The organism is Geobacillus sp. E263 (assembly GCF_007197795.1).
Taxonomy (GTDB): domain Bacteria; phylum Bacillota; class Bacilli; order Bacillales; family Anoxybacillaceae; genus Parageobacillus_B; species Parageobacillus_B toebii.
This window is the reverse complement of the sequence record NZ_CP041632.1, coordinates 3245249-3269533: the sequence shown is the minus strand read 5'-3', so window position 1 is coordinate 3269533 and position 24285 is coordinate 3245249. Positions and strand designations below refer to the sequence as shown.

24 protein-coding genes and 3 pseudogenes are annotated in these 24285 nt (G+C 39.1%); 19 read left to right on the top strand and 8 right to left on the bottom strand.

Features of this window, described 5'->3' with window-relative positions:
- Window positions 1–67 precede the first annotated feature (67 nt).
- The 5 genes and pseudogenes from FNL97_RS16685 (at window position 68) to FNL97_RS16670 (ending at window position 3498) form a co-directional block, all read left to right on the top strand.
- Window positions 68–238 carry a hypothetical protein gene (locus tag FNL97_RS16685; RefSeq protein WP_172713586.1) on the top strand — a complete coding sequence of 57 codons (171 nt, stop codon included), beginning with the start codon at window positions 68–70 and terminating at the stop codon, window positions 236–238.
- Between the two features lie 168 nt (window positions 239–406).
- Window positions 407–550 (top strand): annotated as a pseudogene (locus FNL97_RS18610) (hypothetical protein); the annotation flags it as partial.
- Window positions 551–660: 110 nt separating this feature from the next.
- Window positions 661–1329 carry a sporulation membrane protein YtaF gene (gene ytaF, locus FNL97_RS16680; protein ID WP_143416215.1) on the top strand — a complete coding sequence of 223 codons (669 nt, stop codon included), beginning with the start codon at window positions 661–663 and terminating at the stop codon, window positions 1327–1329.
- A gap of 103 nt (window positions 1330–1432) precedes the next feature.
- Complete coding sequence (locus FNL97_RS16675) at window positions 1433–2389, top strand: sporulation protein (RefSeq protein ID WP_143416214.1); 957 nt, start codon at window positions 1433–1435, stop codon at window positions 2387–2389.
- A gap of 284 nt (window positions 2390–2673) precedes the next feature.
- Entirely contained in the window at window positions 2674–3498 is an 825-nt protein-coding gene (locus FNL97_RS16670; RefSeq protein WP_143416213.1) for an undecaprenyl-diphosphate phosphatase, read from the top strand.
- Between the two features lie 47 nt (window positions 3499–3545).
- Here the strand turns inward: FNL97_RS16670 and FNL97_RS16665 are convergent, their stop codons facing one another.
- The 4 genes from FNL97_RS16665 to FNL97_RS18090 form a co-directional block, all read right to left on the bottom strand.
- Entirely contained in the window at window positions 3546–4145 is a 600-nt protein-coding gene (locus FNL97_RS16665; RefSeq protein ID WP_143416212.1) for a response regulator transcription factor, read from the bottom strand.
- Window positions 4117–6075 carry a sensor histidine kinase gene (locus tag FNL97_RS16660; protein ID WP_286173414.1) on the bottom strand — a complete coding sequence of 653 codons (1959 nt, stop codon included), beginning with the start codon at window positions 6073–6075 and terminating at the stop codon, window positions 4117–4119. Before FNL97_RS16660 ends, FNL97_RS16665 begins: the two co-directional genes overlap by 29 nt.
- Before the next feature lie 130 nt (window positions 6076–6205).
- A complete protein-coding gene (locus FNL97_RS16655; RefSeq protein WP_286173413.1) occupies window positions 6206–6826 on the bottom strand; it encodes a polyprenyl synthetase family protein in 621 nt (206 codons plus the stop codon).
- Window positions 6802–6960, bottom strand: a complete 159-nt coding sequence (locus FNL97_RS18090) for a hypothetical protein (protein WP_172713585.1) — start codon at window positions 6958–6960, stop codon at window positions 6802–6804. The genes FNL97_RS16655 and FNL97_RS18090 overlap by 25 nt, the downstream gene beginning before the upstream one ends.
- 183 nt (window positions 6961–7143) lie before the next feature.
- Here FNL97_RS18090 and FNL97_RS16650 point away from each other — a divergent pair, with 183 nt between their 5' ends.
- The 6 genes and pseudogenes from FNL97_RS16650 to FNL97_RS18605 all read left to right on the top strand — a co-directional run.
- A complete protein-coding gene (locus FNL97_RS16650) occupies window positions 7144–7347 on the top strand; it encodes a hypothetical protein (protein WP_049624431.1) in 204 nt (67 codons plus the stop codon).
- A 172-nt stretch (window positions 7348–7519) separates the two neighbouring features.
- Complete coding sequence (locus FNL97_RS16645) at window positions 7520–8203, top strand: ATP-binding cassette domain-containing protein (RefSeq protein WP_049624430.1); 684 nt, start codon at window positions 7520–7522, stop codon at window positions 8201–8203.
- A 6-nt stretch (window positions 8204–8209) separates the two neighbouring features.
- A complete protein-coding gene (locus tag FNL97_RS16640) occupies window positions 8210–9535 on the top strand; it encodes a hypothetical protein (protein WP_049624429.1) in 1326 nt (441 codons plus the stop codon).
- Window positions 9536–9678: 143 nt separating this feature from the next.
- Window positions 9679–10362, top strand: a complete 684-nt coding sequence (locus FNL97_RS16635; RefSeq protein ID WP_064213618.1) for an ABC transporter permease — start codon at window positions 9679–9681, stop codon at window positions 10360–10362.
- Window positions 10362–11303 carry an ABC transporter ATP-binding protein gene (locus FNL97_RS16630; RefSeq protein WP_049624427.1) on the top strand — a complete coding sequence of 314 codons (942 nt, stop codon included), beginning with the start codon at window positions 10362–10364 and terminating at the stop codon, window positions 11301–11303. The genes FNL97_RS16635 and FNL97_RS16630 overlap by 1 nt, the downstream gene beginning before the upstream one ends.
- A gap of 152 nt (window positions 11304–11455) precedes the next feature.
- A pseudogene (locus FNL97_RS18605) lies at window positions 11456–12165 on the top strand (transposase); the annotation flags it as partial.
- A 66-nt stretch (window positions 12166–12231) separates the two neighbouring features.
- On the opposite strand, the gene FNL97_RS18600 reads toward FNL97_RS18605, so the two are convergent.
- The 3 genes from FNL97_RS18600 to FNL97_RS16610 form a co-directional block, all read right to left on the bottom strand.
- The gene (locus tag FNL97_RS18600) at window positions 12232–12597 is read right to left on the bottom strand and encodes a transposase (protein WP_286173570.1); all 366 of its coding nucleotides are present in this window, start codon (window positions 12595–12597) and stop codon (window positions 12232–12234) included.
- The gene (locus tag FNL97_RS18595) at window positions 12598–13293 is read right to left on the bottom strand and encodes a transposase (RefSeq protein ID WP_286173569.1); all 696 of its coding nucleotides are present in this window, start codon (window positions 13291–13293) and stop codon (window positions 12598–12600) included.
- A gap of 180 nt (window positions 13294–13473) precedes the next feature.
- Window positions 13474–13803, bottom strand: coding sequence for a transposase family protein (locus FNL97_RS16610; protein WP_286173412.1), 330 nt, complete (start codon window positions 13801–13803; stop codon window positions 13474–13476).
- A gap of 462 nt (window positions 13804–14265) precedes the next feature.
- Between FNL97_RS16610 and FNL97_RS16605 the strand changes: the two genes are divergently transcribed.
- Window positions 14266–14859: a hypothetical protein gene (locus FNL97_RS16605; protein WP_143416208.1), complete on the top strand. Its 594-nt coding sequence runs from the start codon at window positions 14266–14268 to the stop codon at window positions 14857–14859.
- Between the two features lie 298 nt (window positions 14860–15157).
- Window positions 15158–16434: pseudogene (locus tag FNL97_RS16600) on the top strand (IS110 family RNA-guided transposase).
- 462 nt (window positions 16435–16896) lie between these two features.
- Here FNL97_RS16600 and murG read toward each other — a convergent pair.
- The gene (gene murG / locus FNL97_RS16595) at window positions 16897–17970 is read right to left on the bottom strand and encodes an undecaprenyldiphospho-muramoylpentapeptide beta-N-acetylglucosaminyltransferase (RefSeq protein ID WP_143416207.1); all 1074 of its coding nucleotides are present in this window, start codon (window positions 17968–17970) and stop codon (window positions 16897–16899) included.
- A gap of 347 nt (window positions 17971–18317) precedes the next feature.
- Between murG and FNL97_RS16590 the strand changes: the two genes are divergently transcribed.
- The 6 genes from FNL97_RS16590 (at window position 18318) to FNL97_RS16565 (ending at window position 24225) form a co-directional block, all read left to right on the top strand.
- Complete coding sequence (locus tag FNL97_RS16590; RefSeq protein WP_143416206.1) at window positions 18318–19040, top strand: polysaccharide deacetylase family protein; 723 nt, start codon at window positions 18318–18320, stop codon at window positions 19038–19040.
- Window positions 19041–19051: 11 nt separating this feature from the next.
- Window positions 19052–19648: a DedA family protein gene (locus FNL97_RS16585; RefSeq protein ID WP_143416205.1), complete on the top strand. Its 597-nt coding sequence runs from the start codon at window positions 19052–19054 to the stop codon at window positions 19646–19648.
- Window positions 19649–19660: 12 nt separating this feature from the next.
- Window positions 19661–20800 carry an MGDG synthase family glycosyltransferase gene (locus tag FNL97_RS16580; protein WP_012748956.1) on the top strand — a complete coding sequence of 380 codons (1140 nt, stop codon included), beginning with the start codon at window positions 19661–19663 and terminating at the stop codon, window positions 20798–20800.
- A gap of 149 nt (window positions 20801–20949) precedes the next feature.
- A complete protein-coding gene (locus FNL97_RS16575; RefSeq protein WP_143416204.1) occupies window positions 20950–22044 on the top strand; it encodes a D-alanine--D-alanine ligase in 1095 nt (364 codons plus the stop codon).
- A gap of 17 nt (window positions 22045–22061) precedes the next feature.
- Window positions 22062–23438: a UDP-N-acetylmuramoyl-tripeptide--D-alanyl-D-alanine ligase gene (locus tag FNL97_RS16570; RefSeq protein ID WP_143416203.1), complete on the top strand. Its 1377-nt coding sequence runs from the start codon at window positions 22062–22064 to the stop codon at window positions 23436–23438.
- A 94-nt stretch (window positions 23439–23532) separates the two neighbouring features.
- Window positions 23533–24225: an alpha/beta hydrolase gene (locus FNL97_RS16565; RefSeq protein ID WP_172713598.1), complete on the top strand. Its 693-nt coding sequence runs from the start codon at window positions 23533–23535 to the stop codon at window positions 24223–24225.
- Window positions 24226–24285: the final 60 nt, after the last annotated feature.

Below are 24285 nucleotides of genomic sequence, written 5' to 3'. Positions count from 1 at the left end.
TAATGGAATTGCTTATTATGATTAAAAATAAAGCAATGAAAAATTGAGCGTACTTGTATGTTTTTCTATGGTTGATGTACAACTATGCGGACTTTATCAGGCCGCAGCACCGCGAACAGCTGGATTGGATACATTGAATGCTGGTGATTTAACATTACAATATTTGCGAGGAAGAGTTGGACCGATCGCCTTAGGCTGGCCACATTGCATCGCAAACATGATTCGTTTTGTTATCTAAAAAAATGATGATTGGTTAAGCGAGAAGCGAAAAATAAGCAAAAGAGTGAGAAAGAAAAAACAGCAAGCCATAAAATAAGCAAAATTCCTTTATTGCCAATGATCGATTTTTGCCAAGGAGCTTATCGGCTCGCGGCGATCGTCTTGTATTTTCTAATGGGATTCACCGGTTACGATCTTAATGCCGCAATTCATCGTAAAAAAATGGTGGCATACGCTTCTGCACAACCAAACAGCGATTATTTTGCGCTTTTTCTTTATTATGAAAAAAGATATTGTCATTGCGACGTTGCCGTATCATTTAAAAGAGTAATGTGTCGATAAAAGCGGAAATATTTCCTTGGAAATCGATATGTGTCGAATGAAACAAAATGGTTTCCTCTGCGTTGCTGTTTGCATATAGTAACGCAGGAGGAACGAATTATGTGGAAATATATATCGATGTTCATGTTAGCTTTTGCCGTGAGTATGGATAGTTTCAGTGTCGGTGTGACATATGGAATGAGAAATATTAAATTTCCGCTTCGATCCGTTATGATTATTGCGTGTATGTCCAGTGTGATGTTACTACTGTCTATGCATGTTGGCAGCTTTCTTCTATTGTTTTTACCGGTGCAAGCGGAACGATGGATCGCCTCATGTCTGCTAATTGCGCTCGGCATTTGGGCGATTTATAATGTTATTAAAAAAGATGAGGATGAATGCGATTATTCCGAACCATTGCCAAAACGACTTAGAATCAAAGTATGGCGATTCGATTTAAAACGGTTTGGTATCGTTATTCAAGTGCTGAAACGCCCAATGTTAGCGGATTTAGATCGTTCAGGAAGCATTAGTATAAAAGAAGCATTGCTTATTGGTTTCGCGCTATCGATGGATGCGTTTGGAGCCGGATTAAGCGCCTCGTTTTTAGGCTATTCGCCGTTTATGCTTGCTTTGCTTGTATGTATATGGAATGTCATTTTCATTCGCTTAGGATTCAGGGTCGGAAATATGTTTGCCAAGACAAAGGTAATGAAAAAAGCAACTGTCATCCCTGGGATGATTTTAATCTTTCTTGGGATTGTCAAAATATTTTTTAGAACATCCTAAAGGTACTATTTGCCTTTAGGATTTATTATGTTGAATCCTTTTTGCCGGTTGGTTCGTAACCATTGTTGAAATAAACATTATTCCATAAGGAGAGATCGGTGCCATGTTGAAAAAGCTTTTGTCCAAGCTTGGAGTAGGAGCTGCGAAAGTCGATCTTGTGCTGCATCATCCTCACGTGCGCCTTGGGGAGAAGTTGGAAGGGGAGTTTTTTATTGAAGGAGGAACAGTAGAACAACTCATTCGCAAATTAGAGGTGGAACTACAGCTTATCGTTCAGACGAATGGAAAAGCATATCGCCGAACGGTTGCTGTCATTCCGGTTTCCCCTTCATTTACGATTCAGCCTGGAGAAAGAAAAGTATTGCCGTTTTCGTATGTGCTTCCACTGCATTTGCCAATTACTCGTCCTAGCGTGGGCTATACGTTTGTAACACGTTTAGATATTGCAGACGGAGTCGATGCTTTTGACCAAGATGCGATCCGTATTCTTCCTCCACTATCGCTCGAGAAACTATTTCATGCGTTTGAAAAGCTCGGCTTCCGCGAAAAGCCTTCATCTGGGAAAATAACTGCATATGGTCAGGAATTTGCGTTTTTCCCAACGGAAGTGTTTAAAGGCACTGTTCAAGAAGTAGAATTTTCAGCATTCATCGAAGAAAACGGTATTCGATTGTTCCTTGAAGTGGATGTATGGAGCGGATTTGGCGGCTTCCATGAAAGAGAAATAAAACGAGAAATCTTCTTGAGCGATGAAGAAATAGAGGATGTGGAAGAAACAGCGAAAAAATTGCACACAGCTATCGAAGAAATGATCGAGCAGCCACGTTCTTATGCTGGCACATCGTACGTTCCACATGCTTCCTATCCTCCGCGGCACGTATCTCATCACCACGGACATGGAATGGCGGGAGCGATTGGAGGATTTGCGGCAGGAATGCTTGCAGGTATGGCAGCGGAGGAGTTGCTGGAGGATGTCATTGAGGAAGCGCTCGATGACCATGACCTAGGAGACATGTTGGATGTCGGCGATTGGTTCGACGGTGGAGACGATATTATATAATCATTACAGAGGGTGTTTCCAAAAGCGAAAGGGGACACCCTTTTTTCTGCGTCAATCATCGTGAGCTTAAACGGTGAATGGCTTATGGCAGATAGATACCTCTTTTGGCGGTGGTAGAAATTGAAGATTTATAGTAAAATAAGGCGTGCTGACTTTTTGGTGTGTATCGATTGGTAAAAGCAAAAAAGTGATGTAAAAAGAAGAGAATCGTGATATTTTGGCATAGCGGAGAAATATGTTATATAAGGACAGCCATAATTTCGAAAAGAAAGGAATGCTAGAGGATGGACATTGTAGAGATTATAAAGGCCATTATTTTAGGAATGGTCGAAGGATTAACGGAATTTGCCCCGGTTTCCTCAACGGGTCATATGATTATTGTCGATGATATGTGGCTGAAATCGCAGGAATTTTTAGGAAAATATGCAGCAAATACTTTTAAGGTCGTTATTCAGCTCGGCTCGATTTTGGCGGTCGTTGTCGTGTTTAAAGACCGGTTTATTGATTTGTTAGGATTGCGGGGACGTCATCATGACGGGGCGCCGCGATTGAAGCTGGCGCAAGTCATTGTCGGGTTGATTCCTGCTGGGGTATTAGGCGTTTTGTTTGAGGATTACATTGATGAACATTTGTTTTCCACCGCAACAGTGTTAATCGGATTGGTGCTCGGAGCGCTGTTGATGATTGTGGCTGATTGGTTTGCCCAAAAGACTACTCCGAAAGCGCAAACGGTGGACCAAATTACATATAAGCAGGCGCTTATCGTCGGTCTTGTTCAATGTTTGTCCTTATGGCCAGGATTTTCCCGATCCGGCTCGACGATTTCCGGCGGGGTATTGGTGGGAATGAGCCACCGGGCGGCAGCCGATTTTACGTTCATTATGGCCGTTCCGATTATGATGGGAGCGAGCGTGCTCTCTTTGCTGAAAAACTGGCAGTATTTTACGATCGACGCTCTGCCGTTTTTCACCGCCGGCTTTATTAGCGCGTTTTTGTTCGCACTCATTTCGATTCGCTTTTTCTTAAAGCTTATTAACCAAATCCGCCTCGTGCCGTTTGCGGTGTACCGTATTGTTTTGGCGCTTGTTATTTACATCGTGTATTTCTAGAAATTATTTAACTGACGCCCGATGGACAACATTCCATCGGGCTGTTTTTATTCCAATATCCCAAGCTTCATCGCTTTGACAACCGCTCCGACCCGTGAGTCGACATCCAATTTTCGCAAAATCGAAGATACGTGGTGTTCGACCGTTCTTCTGCTGATGTTTAACAGCTCGCTAATTTCTGCGTTTGTTCTATCCTCGGAAATGAGTTGGAGAATGTTTAATTCTATTTTTGTGAGAGGAGAATTATAATTGGATAATCGGTCAATCGGAAAAGATTTGATTCCTAAATGGCTTTGCCTAATCGCATTGGCCAATTCAAAGGCGGAATTTTCTTTTGTCACAAACGCATAAGCCCCAGCTTCGTAAGCAGCGTGAATGTATTCGTCATAGTCATACCCTGATAAAATAACGACTTTACATGTTGGATATGTTTCAGCGATTTTCTTCGTCCATTCAATTCCGTTATCGTTTTTCATTCTTATATCCATGACAATGACGTCAGGGTTGTGCTTGATGATTTCCTCCTCTAAACGGGCGGGATGACAAATCGTATTTACAACCTCTAAATCAGCTTCATTTTCTAACAATTGTTGAATCCCGAGCATCACTAATAAATGGTCATCCACTAGTAATACTTTGATTTTCATTTGTTCCATCCCCATCTATTGGCAGAGTTATCGAAACGCAAGTCCCAGCTCCCGGTTCAGATTGGATGTCAAGTGTGCCTTTGAACTGATTGACTCGTTTTTGAATCGTAATCAATCCTAAATGATTGTTTTGCGATAACTCTGATAAACGATTCGGCACCTTAAATCCAATACCATGATCTTTTACTTTTATGTTTAGGAAATTGTTCGTTTCTACAACAGAAACGAAAACCTTCTTTGACGAAGAATGCTTGATAGCGTTGCAAACCAATTCTTTGATCATTCGAAACACTTGAATAGAGAGGGAAGCGGGAATGACTCTCAGATTCGTATTATAATCAATCTCAATGATCACATTATGGTTCGTTTGACATTTTCTTTTTAATGAATAGAGACTTTTCTCCAATCCCAAATCTTCGACTATAACCGGATATAGCTCATGACACATTTCCCTTATTTCAAAAATACTGTTGCGGAGCGACTCTTTAATGTCTTCGAAAACTCCGTTATCCATTTCTTTATTTTTGCTTAGCAATTCAAGTTTATTAAAAAGCAGGATTAAATTTTGCAACACCTCATCATGGAGAAAAACAGATAGCTTCTTTTTTTCCTCTTCTTGTTCATTAATCAGCAGCAAATGAAATTGTTTATAATCTTGAGATTCTTTCATTGTTTCCTTTAACTGTTTTTCGATTTGCTGTAACGATTTCGAACTGGAAAATAATTCTGTCGCGTCGGTTCGAATTTTTTCGATGAGTTTGATTTCTTCTTTTTCAAAAACCGTCGCGTTCGTTTTCTCTCCGATGATGACCCATCCGATCGTTACATCCTCCATATTCATAGGATAGAAAAAGAAGTTCTTTCCATTGATATTCATTTTTTCAGGATGGCAGCTTGGATGAACGCAAGTCAGTAGTTCCGCATCGTTAAAATGGAGAAAAACTCCTGTTTTATGCAAGACCATAGGGATGTTATCGTTTTTCCATATCAGGCATACTCCGCTAACATCGATCGTTTTATGTATTAAATCAGCAATGAGCTTTGCGCAATATTCCAAATGCTTCCCGTTCAGTAATTGCTGAAGGATGAGCAATTTTTCTTTTTGTATTTCTTGATTCTTAAGATCCCATTTTTTCATTTTTAAAGGTTCCAATCCTTTGTGGATCAGGTCGTAAACAACGAAGGTACATACCAGTAAGGTGTTTATTAAAATTGCTGACTTTAAGTGGATATTGTAAAACATAGCCAATAATAGGTTAAATGCAACTAAACTCAAAATCACTGCTAATAATTGAAAACTAATTTTTCGAAAGATTTCTCGAAAATCAACGACTTCTTGCTTTGTTAATAGATATGACAGTGTCATAGGAAAGACGATGATGCTGCTAAGACTATAATGAAAAGGAACGCCCGAAAAAGAAAGAAACGCATCTGGAATTAAGCTAAAAATGACAACAGGAGCAAACGATAGAATCAGGCCAGAGATTAAAAGATACATTTGATTTTTTATTTTATCGGAATTGGATTGAAGGTGTAAATAAAATAAGACAATACAAGATAGTAACGATAGAACCATGTTCGCGACAATGAATGGCCGAACGATCGTGCTGACGATGACATCGTGACGAATGCCTATTAAGAAATAAATGAGCGTTGCGAAGATGGCAATCAATAATGTGATCATACGCACTTGACGAAAAAATGTCGGTTTTGTAGACGAAGGAAAATGCTCAAAAAATTTCATAAGAATATACGGGGCAAAAGAAACAGCGATTACTTCCAATTCTTTTGCCGGTTTTATGTTCCAGCTAGAAGGTGTTGACAAAGCAATCGCCAGCCCGCTAATCAACATTAACATGAAAAAATGTTGAACAACGATGGAGTTCGGTTTTTGCACATAGCTATAGATGCCAATGAACAAAAACGCCATTCCAATGAATATCGTGAAATAATGCTGAAAAGAAAAGTGCTCATTGTATATTTTTAATAGAGTATAACAAATAATGAAGACAGAAATGAATAGCATGACAAAAGGAAAAGCTTTTTTGTTCATGTTATCCCTAGCTTTCTAGATAGCTTTTTAAACGATTCACTTGAACTTGTTTTTCGGGAAAATAGGCAGTAAGTTGCTCCAATGCTTTATTCATATAGACTTTGGAGAGAATGAAACAGTAGTCGATTGCTCCGGTTTTACGTATATAATTCTTAATCTCCTGTTTTAATAGGGAATTGTGATCATTTATTTTCAGTTGATGAAGTTTCTTTAGCAGCCATCCATTATCTTTTTCGATACTATATTCAACGGCTTTAATGAAAGGAAGAGTGGCCTTTTTGTTCGTTAAATCACTCTTATAATCAGAAAGAATATCTTTTGCGTCATTTTTCAGTTGGCCGGCAATGCCGATGTCAGTTGCAATGGGTCCCCATATGTTTTGGTTATGGATATTGCTGAGTTCGCAAACTAGTTTTACTAAGGATGAGGACTTTTGTTTGATAATACGAAAATAATCGTCTTCTGTCGGAACATGTTCAGAAATGACAAAATGTAAATCTCTCCACTGTCCATTACAAGCGTTTTGCCACTCATGGGTGAAACATGCAGTTAGTGGACAAATGATTTTGCAAAAAGTCTTTATTTCGCTTCTTCCGACAATATTTATCTGATACCTGTTGATCTCCATCCATCTTGCAGAGACTCCACTAATGCTGAGAAGACTTCTGGGCTTAAATTCTCCCTTGCTAACGCAAGTTCCGTTGTTCCGATGGAATCTTTCCCTAGTAGTGTTTGAAGAACATTCCATAAGTTTTGGTTCATAATACCTACCTCCAACCAATATTTTCATCAAAATTTTACACTATATTACAGCTTTTGTCATCATTTTCTAAAAAATAGGTATTTTCCGCAATCAAATTTGCGGAAAATACGGATGTTTTTTGTTTTTAAATGTAGTAAATTGTAGTCGTAGGCTATGAACGCATCTTAATAGGAGGATGAAAAATGTCAAGTGTAATTAGAAAGATCGCAGAATACTTACTCAAATACTGGCCTAAAATGAGCAACTGGCTAAAACAGGCTATCATCACTCTCGCGGGTAGTGCAATTGTAGACGCGATTGCTCGAGGTCTTAATGCGCTCATTAATTATCTTTCTACCTTATCATCTGCCGTTATCGAAGCTATTGCAAAATTATTAGGTCTATAAAAAAATTGGCTACAAAAGAACTCTATGAAAGTTCTTTTGAGCCAATCCAAATTTGCCGGAATAACTAGAACACATCGTTAACTCACAATTAATTCACAAAAAACGATGCGTTCTAGCCTACATCTAAATATAAACCATTTATTAATAATAATTATAATGGAGTTTTTGTAATATGTCAATGAGTAATAATGTATTATATGTACGCAACTTAACAAAATCCATAAATAATAAAGTTATTTTACAAGAGTGTAACATTACAATAAAAAAAGGAGAGATATGTTCCCTCTTTGGAAAAAATGGTACGGGGAAAAGCCTATTTTTAAAATGTATACTAGGTTATACAGATTTTGATTTTGGTGTGGTTAAGATTGGAGATTATAATATACGGGAAAGACGGCAGATAAGAAAATACAGTGGATTTGTTCCAAGTGATGATTACTCATTTTGCCAATTGTTAACCCCTAATGAATATTTCTCGTTTATACAAAGTGTTTTTTCCTTACCTTATAAAGAAACAAGGAAAAAAATTGAATATTTAGCTGAGAAGTTAGCAGTACAGCCCTATCTAGATGAACTCATTGAGAATTTATCCTTTGGTACAAGAAAAAAAATTGTGTTGATAGGCACCTTATTGTATGATCCTATTCTTCTAGTTTGTGATGAGATTTTCGAAGGATTGGATGAACAATCTGTAAGAGAAGTTCAAGATTTGTTTTTAAACAAGAAAAAAATCGGACATTCTATTCTTTTTACCACTCATTTATATGATGAGGCCATCACTATTACGGATAAATGTTATCAAATAGTGGATAGAAAAATTATAGAAGTTGACACTTCACAAAAAGGAGTGCTATAGGATAGCATGCTCATAAACCAATATTTTAAAATTTACTCGAAATTAGTAGAAGGGCATGTTAATAAATTACTATCGTGGGGTACAGCTTTCCTTTTTGGTGGAATGTTAGCCGTTATGTTATATATGTTTGAAGATGACATTGTATTAAAGGGTGTTCCAGCAGTCATTTTCCTTTTACATCTAGTTGCAATATTTATGAATGAAAATCAAAGAGAAAGTATCAACTTATTATTTGCGTTTTTAAAGACAACTCCTATACCCCCTTTTACTATTATTGTCTTTAACTTTCTGTGTAAATTATTCAGTAAAGACCAAATTCGTTTTTATTTCTGTAGCTTTTTTGTGTTGATTGCATTTAAAATCCCATTATCATTAATAGGACTCTATTTTTTTCGAATCTTTTTTCTAATAATGATTTCTCAAGTTATAGAGTATATGGTGTGCGTAGTAAAAGAAAAATATTTTTCCCGCTTCTTGGTTCCTTTGCTTCTATTATTTATTTTATTTTTATTAGGGAAAAAAGAACCATACTTTTTTAGTATTAATCTTTTATTAAAGAATTTAATAAAATTATACGATGATATCATTTTATTAGGATTTATTATATTATTAGTTATAAGTCCGTTTTTTGTTAATAAATTGTTAAACACTAAAAAGACTAGTATCCCTACACCAATTATAAAGCTAAGTAATATTATAGCAGGAGTGAGCAGTCTAGTATTATTTAATAAGCAGTTAAAGAACATTATTAAAACTTACATAAAGATATACATAAGAGATAAATTCGTACTCTTTAAATATTTAGTAATCACCACTTTATCTATAATATATTCTTGGATTAGTTACACTTTTCAAGGTTCTGAAGATAAAATTTCTAGCTTTTATTTAACTCTTATGATGAATTTTTATTTTTTCTATGAAATTAGAATGTTAGGATTACTCTATTCGAATGATCTTGATGACTTTTTTCCTATATTAAATCGCTATAAAACTATTTCAATCGATTTTATTGCAGGTTGTTTAAATATCTTGTTTAGTTTATTAGCTTTGGCCTTCTATAGCATTTTGTTAAAAGTCGATTTATCTATTATGTTAACTAATTTGACAATTTCTTGTGTTTTTTATATTATCAGTGTTTATTTTAAAGTACGAAAATCTGCAACAAAGAAAGGGATAATTATTACTTCAATTAAATATATTGTTTTATGCCTATTTATTGGTCTAATGTTGTTGGAACTAGGGATATTCTTCAATATCTTAGTTTTAATAATCTTATGTATTTTCACTTATTACAAAATATATAGAGAAGAGAGGACTGAAAATACACTATGAAGTACGTTTTACTAATTGCTGCTACCATTGCCTATTTTATTTATCGTAACCAGTCTCCACAAAATTTTATATTTATAGCAATTATTGCGTTACTTTTAATATCTGTATTTAATTCCAAAGGAAAGCAAAAATAGGTGACTATTATGAAAGCAATTGTCGAGAAAGAATTTAAAAGCTTGTTCAAAGGTTTTAAGTCTATTGCTGTGATTGCATTTTTTCTTGTAGTGTGTTTTGCTGCTTCTAAATTTTTCAGTAATAACCTGGATATATTACAAAAAGATCATGCTGAATCAGCTTACGTCTCTAGTATTCGAGGGCTAGTTATGTTTTTAGGGTTTCTCTTTGTCTTGTCTTTATCCCATGATGCAATCAACCGAGAAGTTGAAAACCAAACGATCCGCTTTTTGGTTACTAAATCCTCTAGAAGTTCTATTGTTATTGGAAAGTTTTTAGGGATTTTTTTGTTTTGGCTGATTTGTATTTTATGCTCATTTATTGTTATTGGTTTATTTGCTAAGCAGATATTTGTTTTTGACTTTCTGCAAATTATGTGTTTCATTGCCTATGCTGTCAGTCTAACCATCTTGATATCTTTAGTAATAAAAAAACCGTCTCATACTACATTTGTAAGTATTTTGTTAGGTATTGCGCTACCTGTTTTAGGATTGTGGTCTGTTAGCTCGACTAAATTCATATCGGAAATCATTAAGTATATACTCCCGTATTACTATATTCTTAAAGGCGGTTACTATATCATTTTTCCGTTTTTTCTCTCTATTCTTATGCTGTTGATAGCTTTGGCTATATTTCAAAGGAGAGATTTGTAGTGAAAATCATAGAGGTATATAACCTAAAAAAGAAATTTAAAGATCATTATGTCGTGAAAGGTGTTACTTTTGATGTAAAAAAAGGTGAAATTTTCGGGTTTTTAGGTAAAAATGGAGCGGGAAAAACGACAACAATGAATATGTTAACAGGTATTATTTTGCCCACTGAAGGCAGTTTTACTATAGGTGGAAAAACGAATCAAGAAATCGATCAAATCAAGAGGATCATTGGAGTAATGCCTGATGCTGCAAACTATTACTATGATTTAACTGCTATTGAACATCTCATATTTTTTTCGAAATTAAAAAAATTAAAAATGAAAAATAGTGATTTGCTTGCTATATTGGAGAGAGTAGGGCTGAAAGGTCATGAAAAGAAAAAGGTTGGCAGTTATTCGTTTGGTATGAAAAAAAAGCTAGGAATTGCCCAGGCTATTCTAGGGAAGCCACAAGTCGTTTTTCTGGATGAACCTACCTCTGGTTTAGATCCGGAGTCAGCCGTTGAAATTCAGCAACTTATTCAAGAGCTATCTCAAGATCACATGACTATTTTTTTAACTTCACATAATCTTATTGAAGTTGAGAGAATCTGTGACAGAATAGCTATTATGGAAAACGGTATAATATCTAAAATCGGGAGCATGGAAGAATTAAGAGCTTTACATCAACGTACTATACGACTTTCCATCAAAATAAAGAAAGAGGATTCTTTTATTGCCCATTCCATGAAAAATAATTTAGTCGATTATGTTTCTGATATACAAGTAAAAGACCAATATTTATATTGTTATCTGTATAAGGAAGCTGATATACCTAAATTGATTCATTATTTATCCAGCCAAAACATTGATATATATGAAGTAAAAACGGAAAAAGCTACACTAGAAGATATTTTCTTTGATCGGACATCTAGGGATGCGATAGATATGATCAAAACTTAATTTTTACATATTATGGACTAATTACATTAAAAAGGCTCTTCACCACAAAATGTACTTGACAATCAGGTTGTTTTCTGATTAAGGGTACAAAAAATGCGAAATTTCCTGTATGGTAAAGGTGACCAAACCATCAACCACGGAGGAAATTTCGCATACAATCTCAGTTTATCAAAGATTTGATCGCTTTACCAGGCTTTCTTATTCAAGGAGAACGAAAAGAGGGAGAACGCTGGATTGTCGAATTTTCTCTTCCCTCTCATTGTCCGGTCTGCCCTATTTGCTTTGGACGAACCATCAAAATGTCATCGAAACGAAAACAATGGATTCATGGCTATACCAATACGGTCGGTCTATTTTGGATTGAACTTCCCATAGAAAGACGGCGTTGCCAAGCCTGTTCTCTGATGTTCACCGTTTCTTATCCGGGACTTTCGTCTCACAGTATCGCAACGGAATCGTTTCAACAATGGGTCGCCCAGTTATGCATCGGAAAAACGATTCAAGAAGTCGCTCGCTTGTTACAACTCGCCTACACAACAGTAGAACGCTGGTTTTATCAATATGCCCCAGCTCTTTTACCAACATCGAATCCTACAGTAGTATATGTGGATGAATTCGCTTTCCGAAAGGGACATGATTACGGAGTAGCGGTGATGGACACACAGACTCGGAATGTCCTTTCCATTGCTTCTGGAAAAAATGAAGAAGCCATTGTGGAGGCGCTTCAACCCGTCGCTCCAAAGTGAAGTATGTTGTCAGTGACTTGGCTCCTGCCATGAGAAAAGCCATTGAAAAGGTATGTCCAAAAGCCGTTCACGTTCTTGACCACTTTCATGTGATTCAATTATTCAACGGGTTCTTACGTTCTTTTGGTGAATGATTACCTATCATCCTGTTGGAGATTTTTATTGTTTTATTAAAATTATGATTACAGTCTATAGAGAACACGTTTTTCTAACAGAGCTAATCCAGCTCGGCTATACATCATTCGTTTAATAGTTTTCAACCGGTTGATTTGCCCTTCCAGCACACCATTGCTGTATGGGAGAAGAAAAGTGTGTTTTACTGCCTGCAAATCGCTGCGCAAACGCCGAGTATATGGATAAAACGGCTGTTTTGAATCCGAAAGCTGATGACGCAGCCAACGCAAAAAACGATCGTAGTCTGCTTGACGAATCGCTTCGCGATAATCTTGAACCATTTCATAGATGGGGCGAACATTGGAGTAACTTTCCAGACATCGTTCCAAACCCATGATCTCCTTCTCAGAAAGTTGATGACGCGGAGTCCATATCTAATAAGCGAGTTGTTTCCTTGAGATACGATGTTCCAGCATCGATGGATCATTCCTCTTTCGGTTCCGTTGAATCTTTTCTACCGTGGTTCGTACCGCCGAAAACGTGCCGGAATATCCTTCTTTGCGAAGAATAGAAAGAATAGAATCAGTAGACGGAATGGTATGACCTTGCGCTTCTAACTCGATGACACGGTTCAAAAAAGGGGAAATCGGTGTTTTTCTTTTTCGTCGATGAATCAGTGGCGGAGTTGTCAACTGGAGATATTTTTTCACCGTTTTCCGATCCAGCTTATATTCCTTCGCAAGCCTAGAAATATTCTTGCCTGATTGATGAGCCATTTGGATTTCTTGAATGAGTGTCCATTTTTGTTCCTGGCGCTGCTTTTTCCTCTTTTCTGCCTTTGTCATTTCGATTTCACGAACAGATGTGTTCGATTCACTCCATGTCATCACAGAAGGAACGAGGGATAAAAGAAGGAAATCTAGTCTCTTCTTCGCATTCCCGATAAAATGCCATCGATCGTACACTTGAAGGATGGAAGGATTGGCATTGGCAATCCCTTGACGGAATCCTGTAAATCCATCCCGGCTCATCACTTGTACATGGGAATAGGTTTTCAGCCATTCAGTAAGTGTTTGCGGCAGCCGATTTGGCAAGAGAGCAACAGGATGATGACTGCAAAGATCACAAATTATCGCTCCATACGTATGGCTTTTTCGAAAAGCAAAATCATCGACGCCGAGGAAAGGGAGACACCTCTACAGGAATAGGAGTTTTGTGAATCATCGTTAACAATGAATCATGGCTGATAGGCAGATGAGAATCGCCTGTGCAATCTTTTCCGCAGCTAAACAACTCGTGGAAAAGGCAATTTAACGCAAAGTGTGTTCTGCCCGAAGCGTACGACGGCCATGCGGCGCTAGCCAGTCATAACGCTCTGTAAACACTTTAACGGAACAGGAAGAATCATCACAAAACCATTTTCGAGAAATAAGCAGGAGTCGAACAGGCTGATCAGCGATAGGAAGATCTTGAATCACACGTGTATACCGACTATGCGGGCGGGAGGAAGCATGATGACAGGCAGGACAGGAAGAAGACTCTCGGTTGCTTTTTACCGTTAAACGTAAATGATCACCGGCATCAGACACATCTAGTAACTCGATAGTTGAATCAAGAGGAGACCAAGAAAGGTTAATCATCGTTATGAACCCCTTTATTTTTATTGTACCCATGTAGTTAATAGAAAGTCATCTCCCCAAATTAGCGTAAGAACCTTTACAACAGTTATTTTCATTCAGAGAGCAGACAGGAAACCTCAGTAGCATATAGAGCTGCTGCTTGCGCTTTTTCAGGATCATTGAAGAACAAGGGATGGGAAAGGAAGTAAAAACTTTTCTTAAAAATTAGAAAATAATAGATCAAGCTCCCTCTGCTTGTTGCTTCTCAAGTGAAACGTCCTAAGCACTGAAAAACTTTTCTTTGTGATGCTCGATGTACGCTAAAATGCTGCCACCGATTGTTCAATCTCATGGATATCCTTAAACATCCGCATTTTCTGCAATCAAATTTGCGGTAAATACGGATGTTTTTTCTAATTCGTTTTGATACAATGGGGGGAAGCTGAGCGGCTTGACAAGATAATGAATGAGGAAGGGATCTTTATGAACAAAAGGAAACCTGTTAAAAAGCTTATAGGTATCGTCTTTTTTATATTAGTTTTTGTATTTGCATGTACTGTATTTTTTTTGGATTTATATCTTACTCCTTTAAACGCTGCTAAGAAAAACAATTATATACATAAGAATGCTGTATTACTAAAAGAAATAAACGCTCGTGAAAACAAAATATATATTTTTCAGGATAACGATCAATCCTATAAAACTGTCATATCTAAGCCTTTTGGACCATTCTGGAAAAGTGAGATAGCATTTAATTATCAATCAAATTTAAAAAATGATATTGAAACAGTTGGCTACGCCAAGATAAATGATCAAACCATTAATATGCTTATGTTGGCTTTTAAAACAAATACAAATGACATTAAATATGTTGAAGCTGGTCCGGACGGAGAAAGATTTTTGCGTCCAATGCATCTAGGGAATATCGAGATTTTTTACTGGGAAGGGAAGTTTAATGAAAGAGATATCAACCCAATAGCTCTTTCTGCCGATAAAAAGCCAAAATATTACTATGGTTTTTCTAAAGATGAACAATATGATGATCTAAGGACAATACAATGGCATGAATATCATTAGTTTCTACGTGAAATATATACTAAAAATAGGGTTTTTACTCATTAGCCCCCGGACACACGATAAAGGTTATTTTTTATAATCGTAGTGACAATGGGGCGTGTGATAGATGAAATGGAGAAAGTGTTTGAAGGACTTTAAACTACCAAGCATTCTAAATTCATGTGGAAAGTATCTATAAAAGGAGCATTCCTGTTAGAAGTTTTTCCGGGGACTTGAATAAAAAAAGCCCTCTTGATATGATTCGGGGGTGTCAATCGCACGAATTGACCCCTAATTTGGATACCAAGGAGGACTATACATGAATTCTATCTCAAACAAGAAGATTAATCAAGTCACCGATCAAACGCTGGTTGTTGGGATGGATATCGCAAAGAAAAAACATTATGCCTGCTTTGTGGATGAGCGAGGGAGGGTGTTAAAAAAGCCGTTTCCCGTTCTGCAATCGAGAGAAGGATTGGAATGGTTGTACCAGTGCATCGTGGAAGCAATGAAGGAATTCGGGAAAACCAAGGTGATCGTTGGCATCGAACCAACGGGACATTATTGGCTGAATCTCGCCTATTTTCTTGATGAGAAAGGCATCCCTCTCGTCATGACAAACCCGATGCACGTGAAGCGATCCAAAGAGCTGAACGATAACCTTCCAACCAAGCATGATGCGAAAGATGCGCTCGTCATTGCCCGGTTAGTGAAAGACGGCCGATTCAGCTATCCGCGCATTCTGAAAGGGATGGAGGCGGATCTGCGCGTGGGAGCGACATTTCGCTCCAAATTGGTGGAAGAACAGGGAGCGATTCGAAATCAAATGATTCGCTGGCTTGATCGATATTTTCCGGAGTTTTTCCAAGTCTTCCCGTCATTTGGGAAAATGGCGCTCGCGGTGCTGGAATATACGCCATTTCCGAGTGATCTGGCAGGAAAAGAACTAGAAGAGGTGCTGGCCCTTTACCGGCAAAGTGAGGGATTACAGTCGCCACAAAAACCGAAAGCGAAGAAGCTCATAGAACTGGCCCAACACTCCATTGGCGTAACGGAAGGACAACAGATGGCCCGTATCGAAATTGCCACGCTTGTCCGCCGGTACCGCCAACTGGAAGAAGAAATCGAGGCACTGACAGAGCAGCTGATCGAACTCGTACAGACATCGGTCGAGTACGATGGTTGAAGATCGTTCCGGGCTTAGGTGATGCGACCATCGTGGAACTGTTATCAGAGATCGGGAGTTTCTCCCATTATCAGGATCCGCGGCAGCTTATCCAATTAGCGGGCCTGACGCTGCGGGAACATTCCTCCGGCCAACACAAAGGGCAAAAACGGATCTCGAAGCGTGGAAGAAGGCGGTTGCTCGCCCTTCTGTTCCGGGTGATGATGCCGATGATCCGCCACAACGAAGCGTTTCGGCAGCTGCACGACTATTACACGACACGTCCTGATAATCCGTTGCGGAAGAAGCAATCGATTGTGGTGTTATGCGGAAAATTATTGAAGGTATTGCACGCTGTATGTACGAAGCACCAAGCGTTCGATGCGAAGCGAATGATGCAGGACATCTTTGGCCTCGAAACGGCTGCTTGATGCCTATAGTCTCGATTCTCTAGACAACAAGGATGACACGGAGAAGCTGGCGCGATATCATCCATTCGACCTTGAGTCCCTAAAGGAGCTTAGCCGGCCTCTGCCTGATGACTAGACCGAACGAAGGAATGTAGGCACAAGGATGGCAAGAGACATGGGAGGGTTCGTCATCATCAGCGATGCAGAGATCCACGGTGCATCCCATACGCTTCCCCCCCACTACAACCAAATTTAACCAGTAGTGGCCGCGAAGCGTACCCAGTGAAGAATCAAGACAAGTATTGTCTCTAGTAGCAATTGGTGTCTTTTTGTAGGTTTTCAACTATACCAATTAATGACACACTAAAGGAATTAGTAAGTGTAATAAATAATAGATAATAAAAAAATAGGGAAAATGGGAAAGAGAGGCTGACTTCAAAAGGTGGATTTAGCAACCTTTTGAGTCAACCTCGTCTTTTTTACTTAACTTTTCCTTGCTTCCTCAATCAACGTCAGCAACTTTTGCAGTGCATCTCCCGCATCGGACCGATCCATGTTTTGCCGGTAGCGGTCTTTGTTTTGGTAAAGATGATAAATGGCATTGCGCAGCGATTCGTTCGTTAAGTTTTCTTCCATCAGCACTTCCGCGTAGCCGGATTTTTCAAAAGAGCGGGCGTTTAAAATTTGGTCGCCGCGGCTTGCTTCTTTGGAAAGAGGAATGAGCAGCATCGGTTTTCGCAATGCGAGAAACTCGAAAATGGAGTTTGCGCCAGCTCGTGATAAGACGATATCCGCCATTGCCATCAGATGAGGAAGCTCTTCATGAACGTACTCAAACTGTTTGTAGCCTTTTTTGTTCGTCCATTGAGGGTCGACATTTCCTTTTCCGCAAATGTGGACGATTTGAAAATCATCAAGAAGCGTTTGTAAATTGGCGCGCAGTGCATCGTTAATCCGCTTCGAGCCTAAACTTCCGCCCATGACGAGAAGAACGGGTTTCCCTTTTTCAAATTGGCAGTACTCCCGCCCTTTGTCGGCGTTTCCTCGTTTTAATTCTTCACGCACCACCGCGCCAATGTAAATCCCTTTTTCTTCTTTGACATGGCGGAGTGTTTCTGGAAACGTGACGCAAATTTTGGTCGCAAACGGCATCGCAATTTTATTGGCAAGTCCCGGGGTAATATCGGACTCGTGGATGATGGATGGGACGCCATTTAACCATGCGCCGATAATGACGGGGACGGAAACGAATCCACCTTTGGAAAATACGATGCTCGGCTTTTCTTTTTTAATGATGCGGTACGCTTGAAATGTACCTTTGAGGACTTTAAATGGATCTTTAAAGTTGTTCCAGTCGAAATAGCGGCGTAGTTTTCCTGTCGAAATCGGAAAATAAGGCACGCCTTCCACCTTCGAAATTAGTTCGCGCTCAATACCTTGGTGGGAACCGATATATGCGATATCCCAGCCTTGTTCTTTTAGCTTGGGAATGAGCGCTAAATTGACCATCACGTGCCCGGCTGTTCCGCCGCCGGTAAGAATAATTTTTTTATTCAATGTAATCACCTATCTTTTTGAGCATATTGAAATTTTACATTCCTTTTAAAAACGATTATTACTATCTTTAATATCGTATTGTATTATAGCAAATTGACGCTTGAGGTGCGAAAACATGAAAATTTCGTTAGATGGAGAAGAATCAAGGCAATGTTTGTATCTTTTTCTTTTTTATTTTTATGAAAGTGCTTGCGGTATATAACATATGACTGATTTTATTCATTTAATAAAAAGTGTAAAATTGGAAATGATTACGTGAAAATGATATATAAAGATAAATAGGATTATAATTTTCTATTTTCAAAGAAAAAGAGTACTGGTAAAGTACAAATAAAGAGGTGAAAACGATGCTATGGATCGTTTTGTTCGCTGGAGTAATGATATTATACGGCATCGTTCCAACAGTTCTTATTCGAAAAACAAATTTTCGCATTTACCGCAAAGGAACACAACCAGGAATGATCGCGTTAACGTTCGATGACGGACCCGACCCATATTATACACCGAGACTGTTAGATTTGTTGAAAAAACATCAAGTGAAGGCAACCTTTTTCGTTGTTGGGAAAAAGGCGAAGCAATACCCTTATATTGTGAAACGAATGCATGATGAAGGCCATGAAATTGGGATGCATAACTACCGGCATATTAGCAACTGGTTCATTTTCCCTCCTTTTTTAGGAAAAGGATTGCGCAAATCAGCAGATATTATCGAACAAATTACGGGAACGCGGCCGATGTATTATCGTCCGCCGTGGGGGCATTTTAATTTGTTCACCCCGTTTTTGCAGAAAAAATATTTAACGGTGATGTGGACGGACATTCTTGGCGACTGGAATGCCAAAATTGGTACAATGGAATTGTTTAAGCGGCTGAAAAACAGCATGAAAGATGGAGCGGTGATTGTTCTTCATGATAGCGGGAAAACGTTTGGCGCTGATGAATTGGCTCCAGAACAAATGCTTTCGGCGTTGGAATTGTTATTGAAGGAAGAAGAAGCGAAAAATATGCGCTGGGTGACGATTACAGATTTGCTGAACGAGCAAACTAATAAACAAATTTCATCGATATAATTGGGGGATCTATGGATACGAGCATTCTTTTTTCGTACGTGCAATCATATGGATATGTGATTATTTTTCTGTTTCTGTTTTTTGGCATTGTCGGCATTCCCGCTCCGGAAGAGAGTTTGCTGTTTTTTCTAGGGATTGTTATTGCCAGGAAGCAGCTGTTATGGGAATATTGTTTTATCGTAAGCTGGGGCGGTGTTGTTATAGGAATGATCGTCGCCTACGGCATCGGCCGTTTTTTAGGAGCGCCATTTATTAAAAGGTACGGAAAGTATGTAGGGATGAAAGAGGAAAAATGGGAGCGAACACGAAAGTTGTTTCATCGATATGGAAAATGGGTCATTTTATTTGGCTATTACGTCCCCGGCGTTCGGCAAATTTCTCCGTATATGGCCGGTGTGATCCGCTTTCCTTTCCGTTTGTTTTTATTGCTTGCATCCGTTGGCGCAGCGATATGGGTGATTCCCATCATCGTTGTTGGAATGCTGCTTGGTCAACATGTGCAAATTCCACTGATTTATTTTCCGATGATCGGGATTGTTTTATTTTTGTTGTTTCTGCTTGGAGTGTGGGTTGGACAGCAATTTCGCAAAAAATCTTTTGAAAATTAAAGGGAGCTAACGATGATGAAAATTCTTGTATTACCGTTGTTCCAAATGAGCACAGGCCATCATAAAGTAGCCGATACGTTGATTGATTTTCTGCAAAGGCAATTTCAAGATATATACTGTAAAAAAATCGACTTTTTAAGCTATTGTAATGAACTGATGGAAAAAATGGTTTCTGAAATGTATTTACGATGGATTCGCTCTCATCCAGCTTCCTATCATCGTGTTTATAAGGCGTTTATGTACTATGATGTTCATCGGTTAGAATTCGTTTCTTTTGAGCCATGGCTGCCTTATTTTGAAAATAAAATGAAAAAAATGTTGGAGAAGGAGAAACCGACACTCATTATTTGCACTCATTCGTTCCCATCGCGCATTTTGCAACGGCTAAAGCGGAAGAAGCTGATTCAAATACCAGTAATCAACGTATATACCGATTTTTTCATCAATAGCGTATGGGGGAAACGGGACATCGACTATCATTTTGTTCCACATGCGGACGCAAAAAAGGAGTTAATGACGAAATATCATATTGATGAAAAACGAATTATTGTGACAGGTATTCCCGTCCATGAAGTGTTTATGACGAAACATTCCGAGCTGAGGGGGAAAAGACGCCCGTTTCATTTGCTGTTGGCGGGAGGAAACCAAGGACTAGGCAATATTGTCGATTTTTTTAAGAAAGTAGAAGATTCCCGTTTATTTCGCTATTCGGTACTATGTGGAACGAACAAAAAGTTATATGATGAAATCGCAAGCTGGAAGCAACCACATATTCGCCCTTTCTCATACATATCTAGCCCACAAGAGATGAATCGTTTGTATAATGAAGTAGATGCGGTAATTACAAAACCAGGCGGCGTTACGGTAAGTGAAGTGCTGCATAAACAATTGCCTGTTTTTACGGTTGGTTACTTGCCTGGTCAAGAACAAATTAATTTGCAATATCTTGAAAAACATGGATTGATTTATAATTTGACAGGGTTTCGTTATTACGAACGAAAAATCATTCATGTACTCACGGATGAAATAGAAAAAAATCATTTTTATCGACGGGTGCATGAATATTTTTCACAGATTGAAAAAACGGCGCAAGACGCATTAAAAGAGATTGTGGCAATGTACCAAGGACAATACCGCGCTCTCTGGAAATAGCGATTTCACCATCTAACGAATGGGTTAGATGGTGTTTTTACTGTTTTCAAAGTGACGAAACAACCTATATTACTCATATAAAATACCATACGATTGTGCCAGAAACGTGTTAAAATAGAAACTATGGTAAACAAAGAGGAGGAGCCTAAATGAAAACGAGAGTTGGAATTTTATACGGCGGCAAATCGCCTGAGCATAACGTATCTTTATCAACGGCGATGGCGGTGATGAATGCCATTGATAAAAATAAATTTGACGTCATTCCGATTTATATTACAACAGAAGGACAGTGGATCAAGGGAGAACGGTTGACTGGAAAAGTAAATGATATAAAGCAATTGCAGTTTCAATCTGACGCAAAAGCCATTATACCGGTAGCGTTAAATCAAACGCCGGCGGTTGCGGACGGGAAAAAGCAAGAGGAAGCGGTAGTGGATGTCATTTTTCCATTATTGCATGGACCGAACGGAGAAGATGGCACGGTGCAAGGGTTGCTTGAGCTCCTTAATATTCCATACGTTGGAAACGGTGTGCTTGCCTCCGCAGTCGGGATGGATAAAGTGGTGATGAAAAACTTATTTGCCCAGGCAGGATTACGTCAGGCAAAATATGTATCGTTTACGAAGCGGGAATGGAGTAGAAACGAAGAAGCGGCTTATGACAAGGTGGAACAAGAGCTTGGCTATCCTTGTTTCGTCAAGCCGGCGAATGCGGGATCAAGCGTTGGGATTACGAAATGCAAGCAGCGCGATGATTTAAAAGCAGCTTTTGCTGAGGCGTTTAAGTATGATCGAAAAATTATTGTTGAGGAAGCGATTGTTGGGCGTGAAATCGAAATCGGCGTCATCGGCAACGATGATCCAATTTGTTCGGTTGTTGGAGAAATTGTCCCGAAAAAAGAATTTTACGATTATCAAGCGAAATATGAAGACGGTAATACGGAATTAATTATTCCGGCAGACGTTACAAAAGAGCAGTACGAAACGATTAAACAAATGGCGATTACCGCGTTTAAGGCGCTTGACCTTTCTGGACTCGTACGAGCCGACTTTTTCTTAACGGAAGATGGCGAAGCGTATATTAATGAAATTAATACAATGCCTGGATTTACACCGTATAGCATGTTTCCTTTGTTGTGGAAACATAGCGGCGTTTCCTATCCAAAACTGATTGAACGTCTCATACAATTAGCGATCGAACGCCATGAAGAAAAGCAAACGATCACGTACACATTTGAGAAATAGAAATGAAGGTGAAAGAAATGATCACTCGTACATTGCGCGATATACAGTCGATGGTGGACGGCCGCGGGTTGGCGAACGAGTTTTTCGACATCACGGTTTACGGGGTTTCGACCGATACGCGAACGATTCAACAAGGCAATTTGTACGTTCCATTAAAAGGAGCTAAGTTTAACGGCCATGCGTTTGTTCAAGATGCGATCGATAAAGGGGCGAGCGCTGTGCTTTGGGCGGAAACGGAAGGAACCCCGCCGAGAAATGTGCCGGTGATTATCGTGGACGACACGTTGCGCGCGCTCCAGCGCCTCGCGCATCGGTATCGCAAGCAGCTTTCGGTAAAAGTCATCGGCATTACGGGAAGCAATGGCAAAACGACGACAAAGGATATGGTAGCAGCACTATTAGCAACAACATATAAAGTACAAAAGACGGAAGGAAATTTGAACAATCATATTGGAGTGCCATTGACGCTTCTCCGTTTGGAAGAAGACACGGAAATGGCTGTCGTCGAAATGGGAATGAGCAATTTCGGCGAAATTGAATTATTATCCAACATTGCCGAGCCGGATGCGGCAGTTATTACAAATATTGGCGAATCGCATTTGCAAGAACTAGGTTCACGCGAAGGGATTGCTCAAGCAAAATTAGAAATTTTATCGGGTTTAAAAAAGAACGGCCTTTTTGTTTATCATGGAGACGAGCCTTTGCTGGTGAACCGGGTTCCAGACTTGCCGCTGCCTGAGCACGTCTTGAGATTTGGACAAGGAAGCGACAACGATTATTATCCGAAAGCGGTCCATGTACAGGCCAATGGCACTACGTTTACCGTTCATCAAGCGCCAAATCGCTCCTTTTTCCTTCCGATTTTAGGGAAGCATCATGTATATAACGCGTTGGCTGCTATTGCTGTAGCTCGCTTTTTTAATGTAAGCTGGGAGAAGATTCAAGAAGCACTTTCACAATTGCAAGTGACGCGTATGCGCATGGAATTAATCGAAACAAAGAAAGGCTGGACGATTATTAATGACGCGTATAACGCTAACCCAACATCGATGAAAGCGGCGTTACAATTGCTTCACGAATTGACGGGATATGAGAAAAAAATTGCTGTGTTAGGAGACATGCTGGAGCTTGGCGATCAAGAAGTGGAGTTTCATCGGGAAATCGGCGCGATGCTGCGGCCGGAAATGGTCGATTATGTATTTACGTATGGAGCGTTAGCACGCCATATTGCGCTCGCGGCACAGCCGTTTTTTCCAGATGGACGCGTGAAAGCATATGAAGATAAGCAGTCTTTGGCAAAAGACTTGCTTGCGGTTGTTTCCTCTGGCGATGTGATTTTGCTGAAGGCTTCACGTGGAATGAAGCTAGAAGAGTTGCTTCCTGATTTGCAATAACCACATCATTGTGTAAAATGAAAACAACCGTGAAAAAATAAAAGCGGCGTTTCTAACTGCCGCTTTTGATTTTTTTTGGAAAATGGTGATGATGATGATTGGGTGTCTATGTATACACGGATTTACGGGAAGCCCTGATGAAGTAGCTCCGCTGGCGGAATATTTACAAAAACGAACGGACTGGGTGATCAAAACACCGACACTTCCCGGACATGGAAAGCGGCTGCAACTAAAAGGAATTACTTATGATCAATGGTTTCAAGCGGCAGAAAGGGAATTGCAAGCATTAATGGAAATATGCGAAACGGTTTATGTCATCGGCTTTTCGATGGGTGGAGTAATCGCAGTATATTTGGCGGAAAAATATAAGATTGACAAGCTTGTGCTATTAAGCGCCGCTTTTTATTATGTCAATCCGCGTCAATTAATAAAAGATATCCATGAAATCGTTCGTGATGGATGGAGGAGGCGTCTTCGCGAAAATCCGCTTTTTATCCGTTACAAAAATAAAATTTTAGCAACGCCGCTTACAGCCATATTAGAGTTCCGAAAATTAGTCAATGAAGTCCGGCCGAGTTTGCCTAATGTACATATTCCAGCGCTGATTGTTCAAGGTGAAAAAGACAGCATCGTTCCGATGAAAAGCGCCTATTATTTATATAATAAGATCGGTTCATCACAAAAAAAGCTGTTAGTTTTACAAGAGTCATATCATCATGTCTGCCACGGCCCTGACCGCCATCTATTATTTCGCGAAGTAGAAAAATTTTTACGGGAAAATAGTTAGAAAATGGTATTTATTGAAAAAAGAACGTGAAAATGGTATGATAAATGTTAAATATTTTTA

Coding starts and splice junctions, on each gene's coding strand:
- FNL97_RS16685 (WP_172713586.1), top strand. CDS start 68: ATGGTTGATGTACAACTATGCGGACTTTATCAGGCCGCAGCACCGCGA.
- ytaF (WP_143416215.1), top strand. CDS start 661: ATGTGGAAATATATATCGATGTTCATGTTAGCTTTTGCCGTGAGTATG.
- FNL97_RS16675 (WP_143416214.1), top strand. CDS start 1,433: ATGTTGAAAAAGCTTTTGTCCAAGCTTGGAGTAGGAGCTGCGAAAGTC.
- FNL97_RS16670 (WP_143416213.1), top strand. CDS start 2,674: ATGGACATTGTAGAGATTATAAAGGCCATTATTTTAGGAATGGTCGAA.
- FNL97_RS16665 (WP_143416212.1), bottom strand. CDS start 4,145: ATGAAAATCAAAGTATTACTAGTGGATGACCATTTATTAGTGATGCTC.
- FNL97_RS16660 (WP_286173414.1), bottom strand. CDS start 6,075: ATGGCGTTTTTGTTCATTGGCATCTATAGCTATGTGCAAAAACCGAAC.
- FNL97_RS16655 (WP_286173413.1), bottom strand. CDS start 6,826: ATGGAGATCAACAGGTATCAGATAAATATTGTCGGAAGAAGCGAAATA.
- FNL97_RS18090 (WP_172713585.1), bottom strand. CDS start 6,960: ATGAACCAAAACTTATGGAATGTTCTTCAAACACTACTAGGGAAAGAT.
- FNL97_RS16650 (WP_049624431.1), top strand. CDS start 7,144: ATGTCAAGTGTAATTAGAAAGATCGCAGAATACTTACTCAAATACTGG.
- FNL97_RS16645 (WP_049624430.1), top strand. CDS start 7,520: ATGTCAATGAGTAATAATGTATTATATGTACGCAACTTAACAAAATCC.
- FNL97_RS16640 (WP_049624429.1), top strand. CDS start 8,210: ATGCTCATAAACCAATATTTTAAAATTTACTCGAAATTAGTAGAAGGG.
- FNL97_RS16635 (WP_064213618.1), top strand. CDS start 9,679: ATGAAAGCAATTGTCGAGAAAGAATTTAAAAGCTTGTTCAAAGGTTTT.
- FNL97_RS16610 (WP_286173412.1), bottom strand. CDS start 13,803: ATGATTAACCTTTCTTGGTCTCCTCTTGATTCAACTATCGAGTTACTA.
- FNL97_RS16605 (WP_143416208.1), top strand. CDS start 14,266: ATGAACAAAAGGAAACCTGTTAAAAAGCTTATAGGTATCGTCTTTTTT.
- FNL97_RS16590 (WP_143416206.1), top strand. CDS start 18,318: ATGCTATGGATCGTTTTGTTCGCTGGAGTAATGATATTATACGGCATC.
- FNL97_RS16585 (WP_143416205.1), top strand. CDS start 19,052: ATGGATACGAGCATTCTTTTTTCGTACGTGCAATCATATGGATATGTG.
- FNL97_RS16580 (WP_012748956.1), top strand. CDS start 19,661: ATGATGAAAATTCTTGTATTACCGTTGTTCCAAATGAGCACAGGCCAT.
- FNL97_RS16575 (WP_143416204.1), top strand. CDS start 20,950: ATGAAAACGAGAGTTGGAATTTTATACGGCGGCAAATCGCCTGAGCAT.
- FNL97_RS16570 (WP_143416203.1), top strand. CDS start 22,062: ATGATCACTCGTACATTGCGCGATATACAGTCGATGGTGGACGGCCGC.
- FNL97_RS16565 (WP_172713598.1), top strand. CDS start 23,533: ATGATTGGGTGTCTATGTATACACGGATTTACGGGAAGCCCTGATGAA.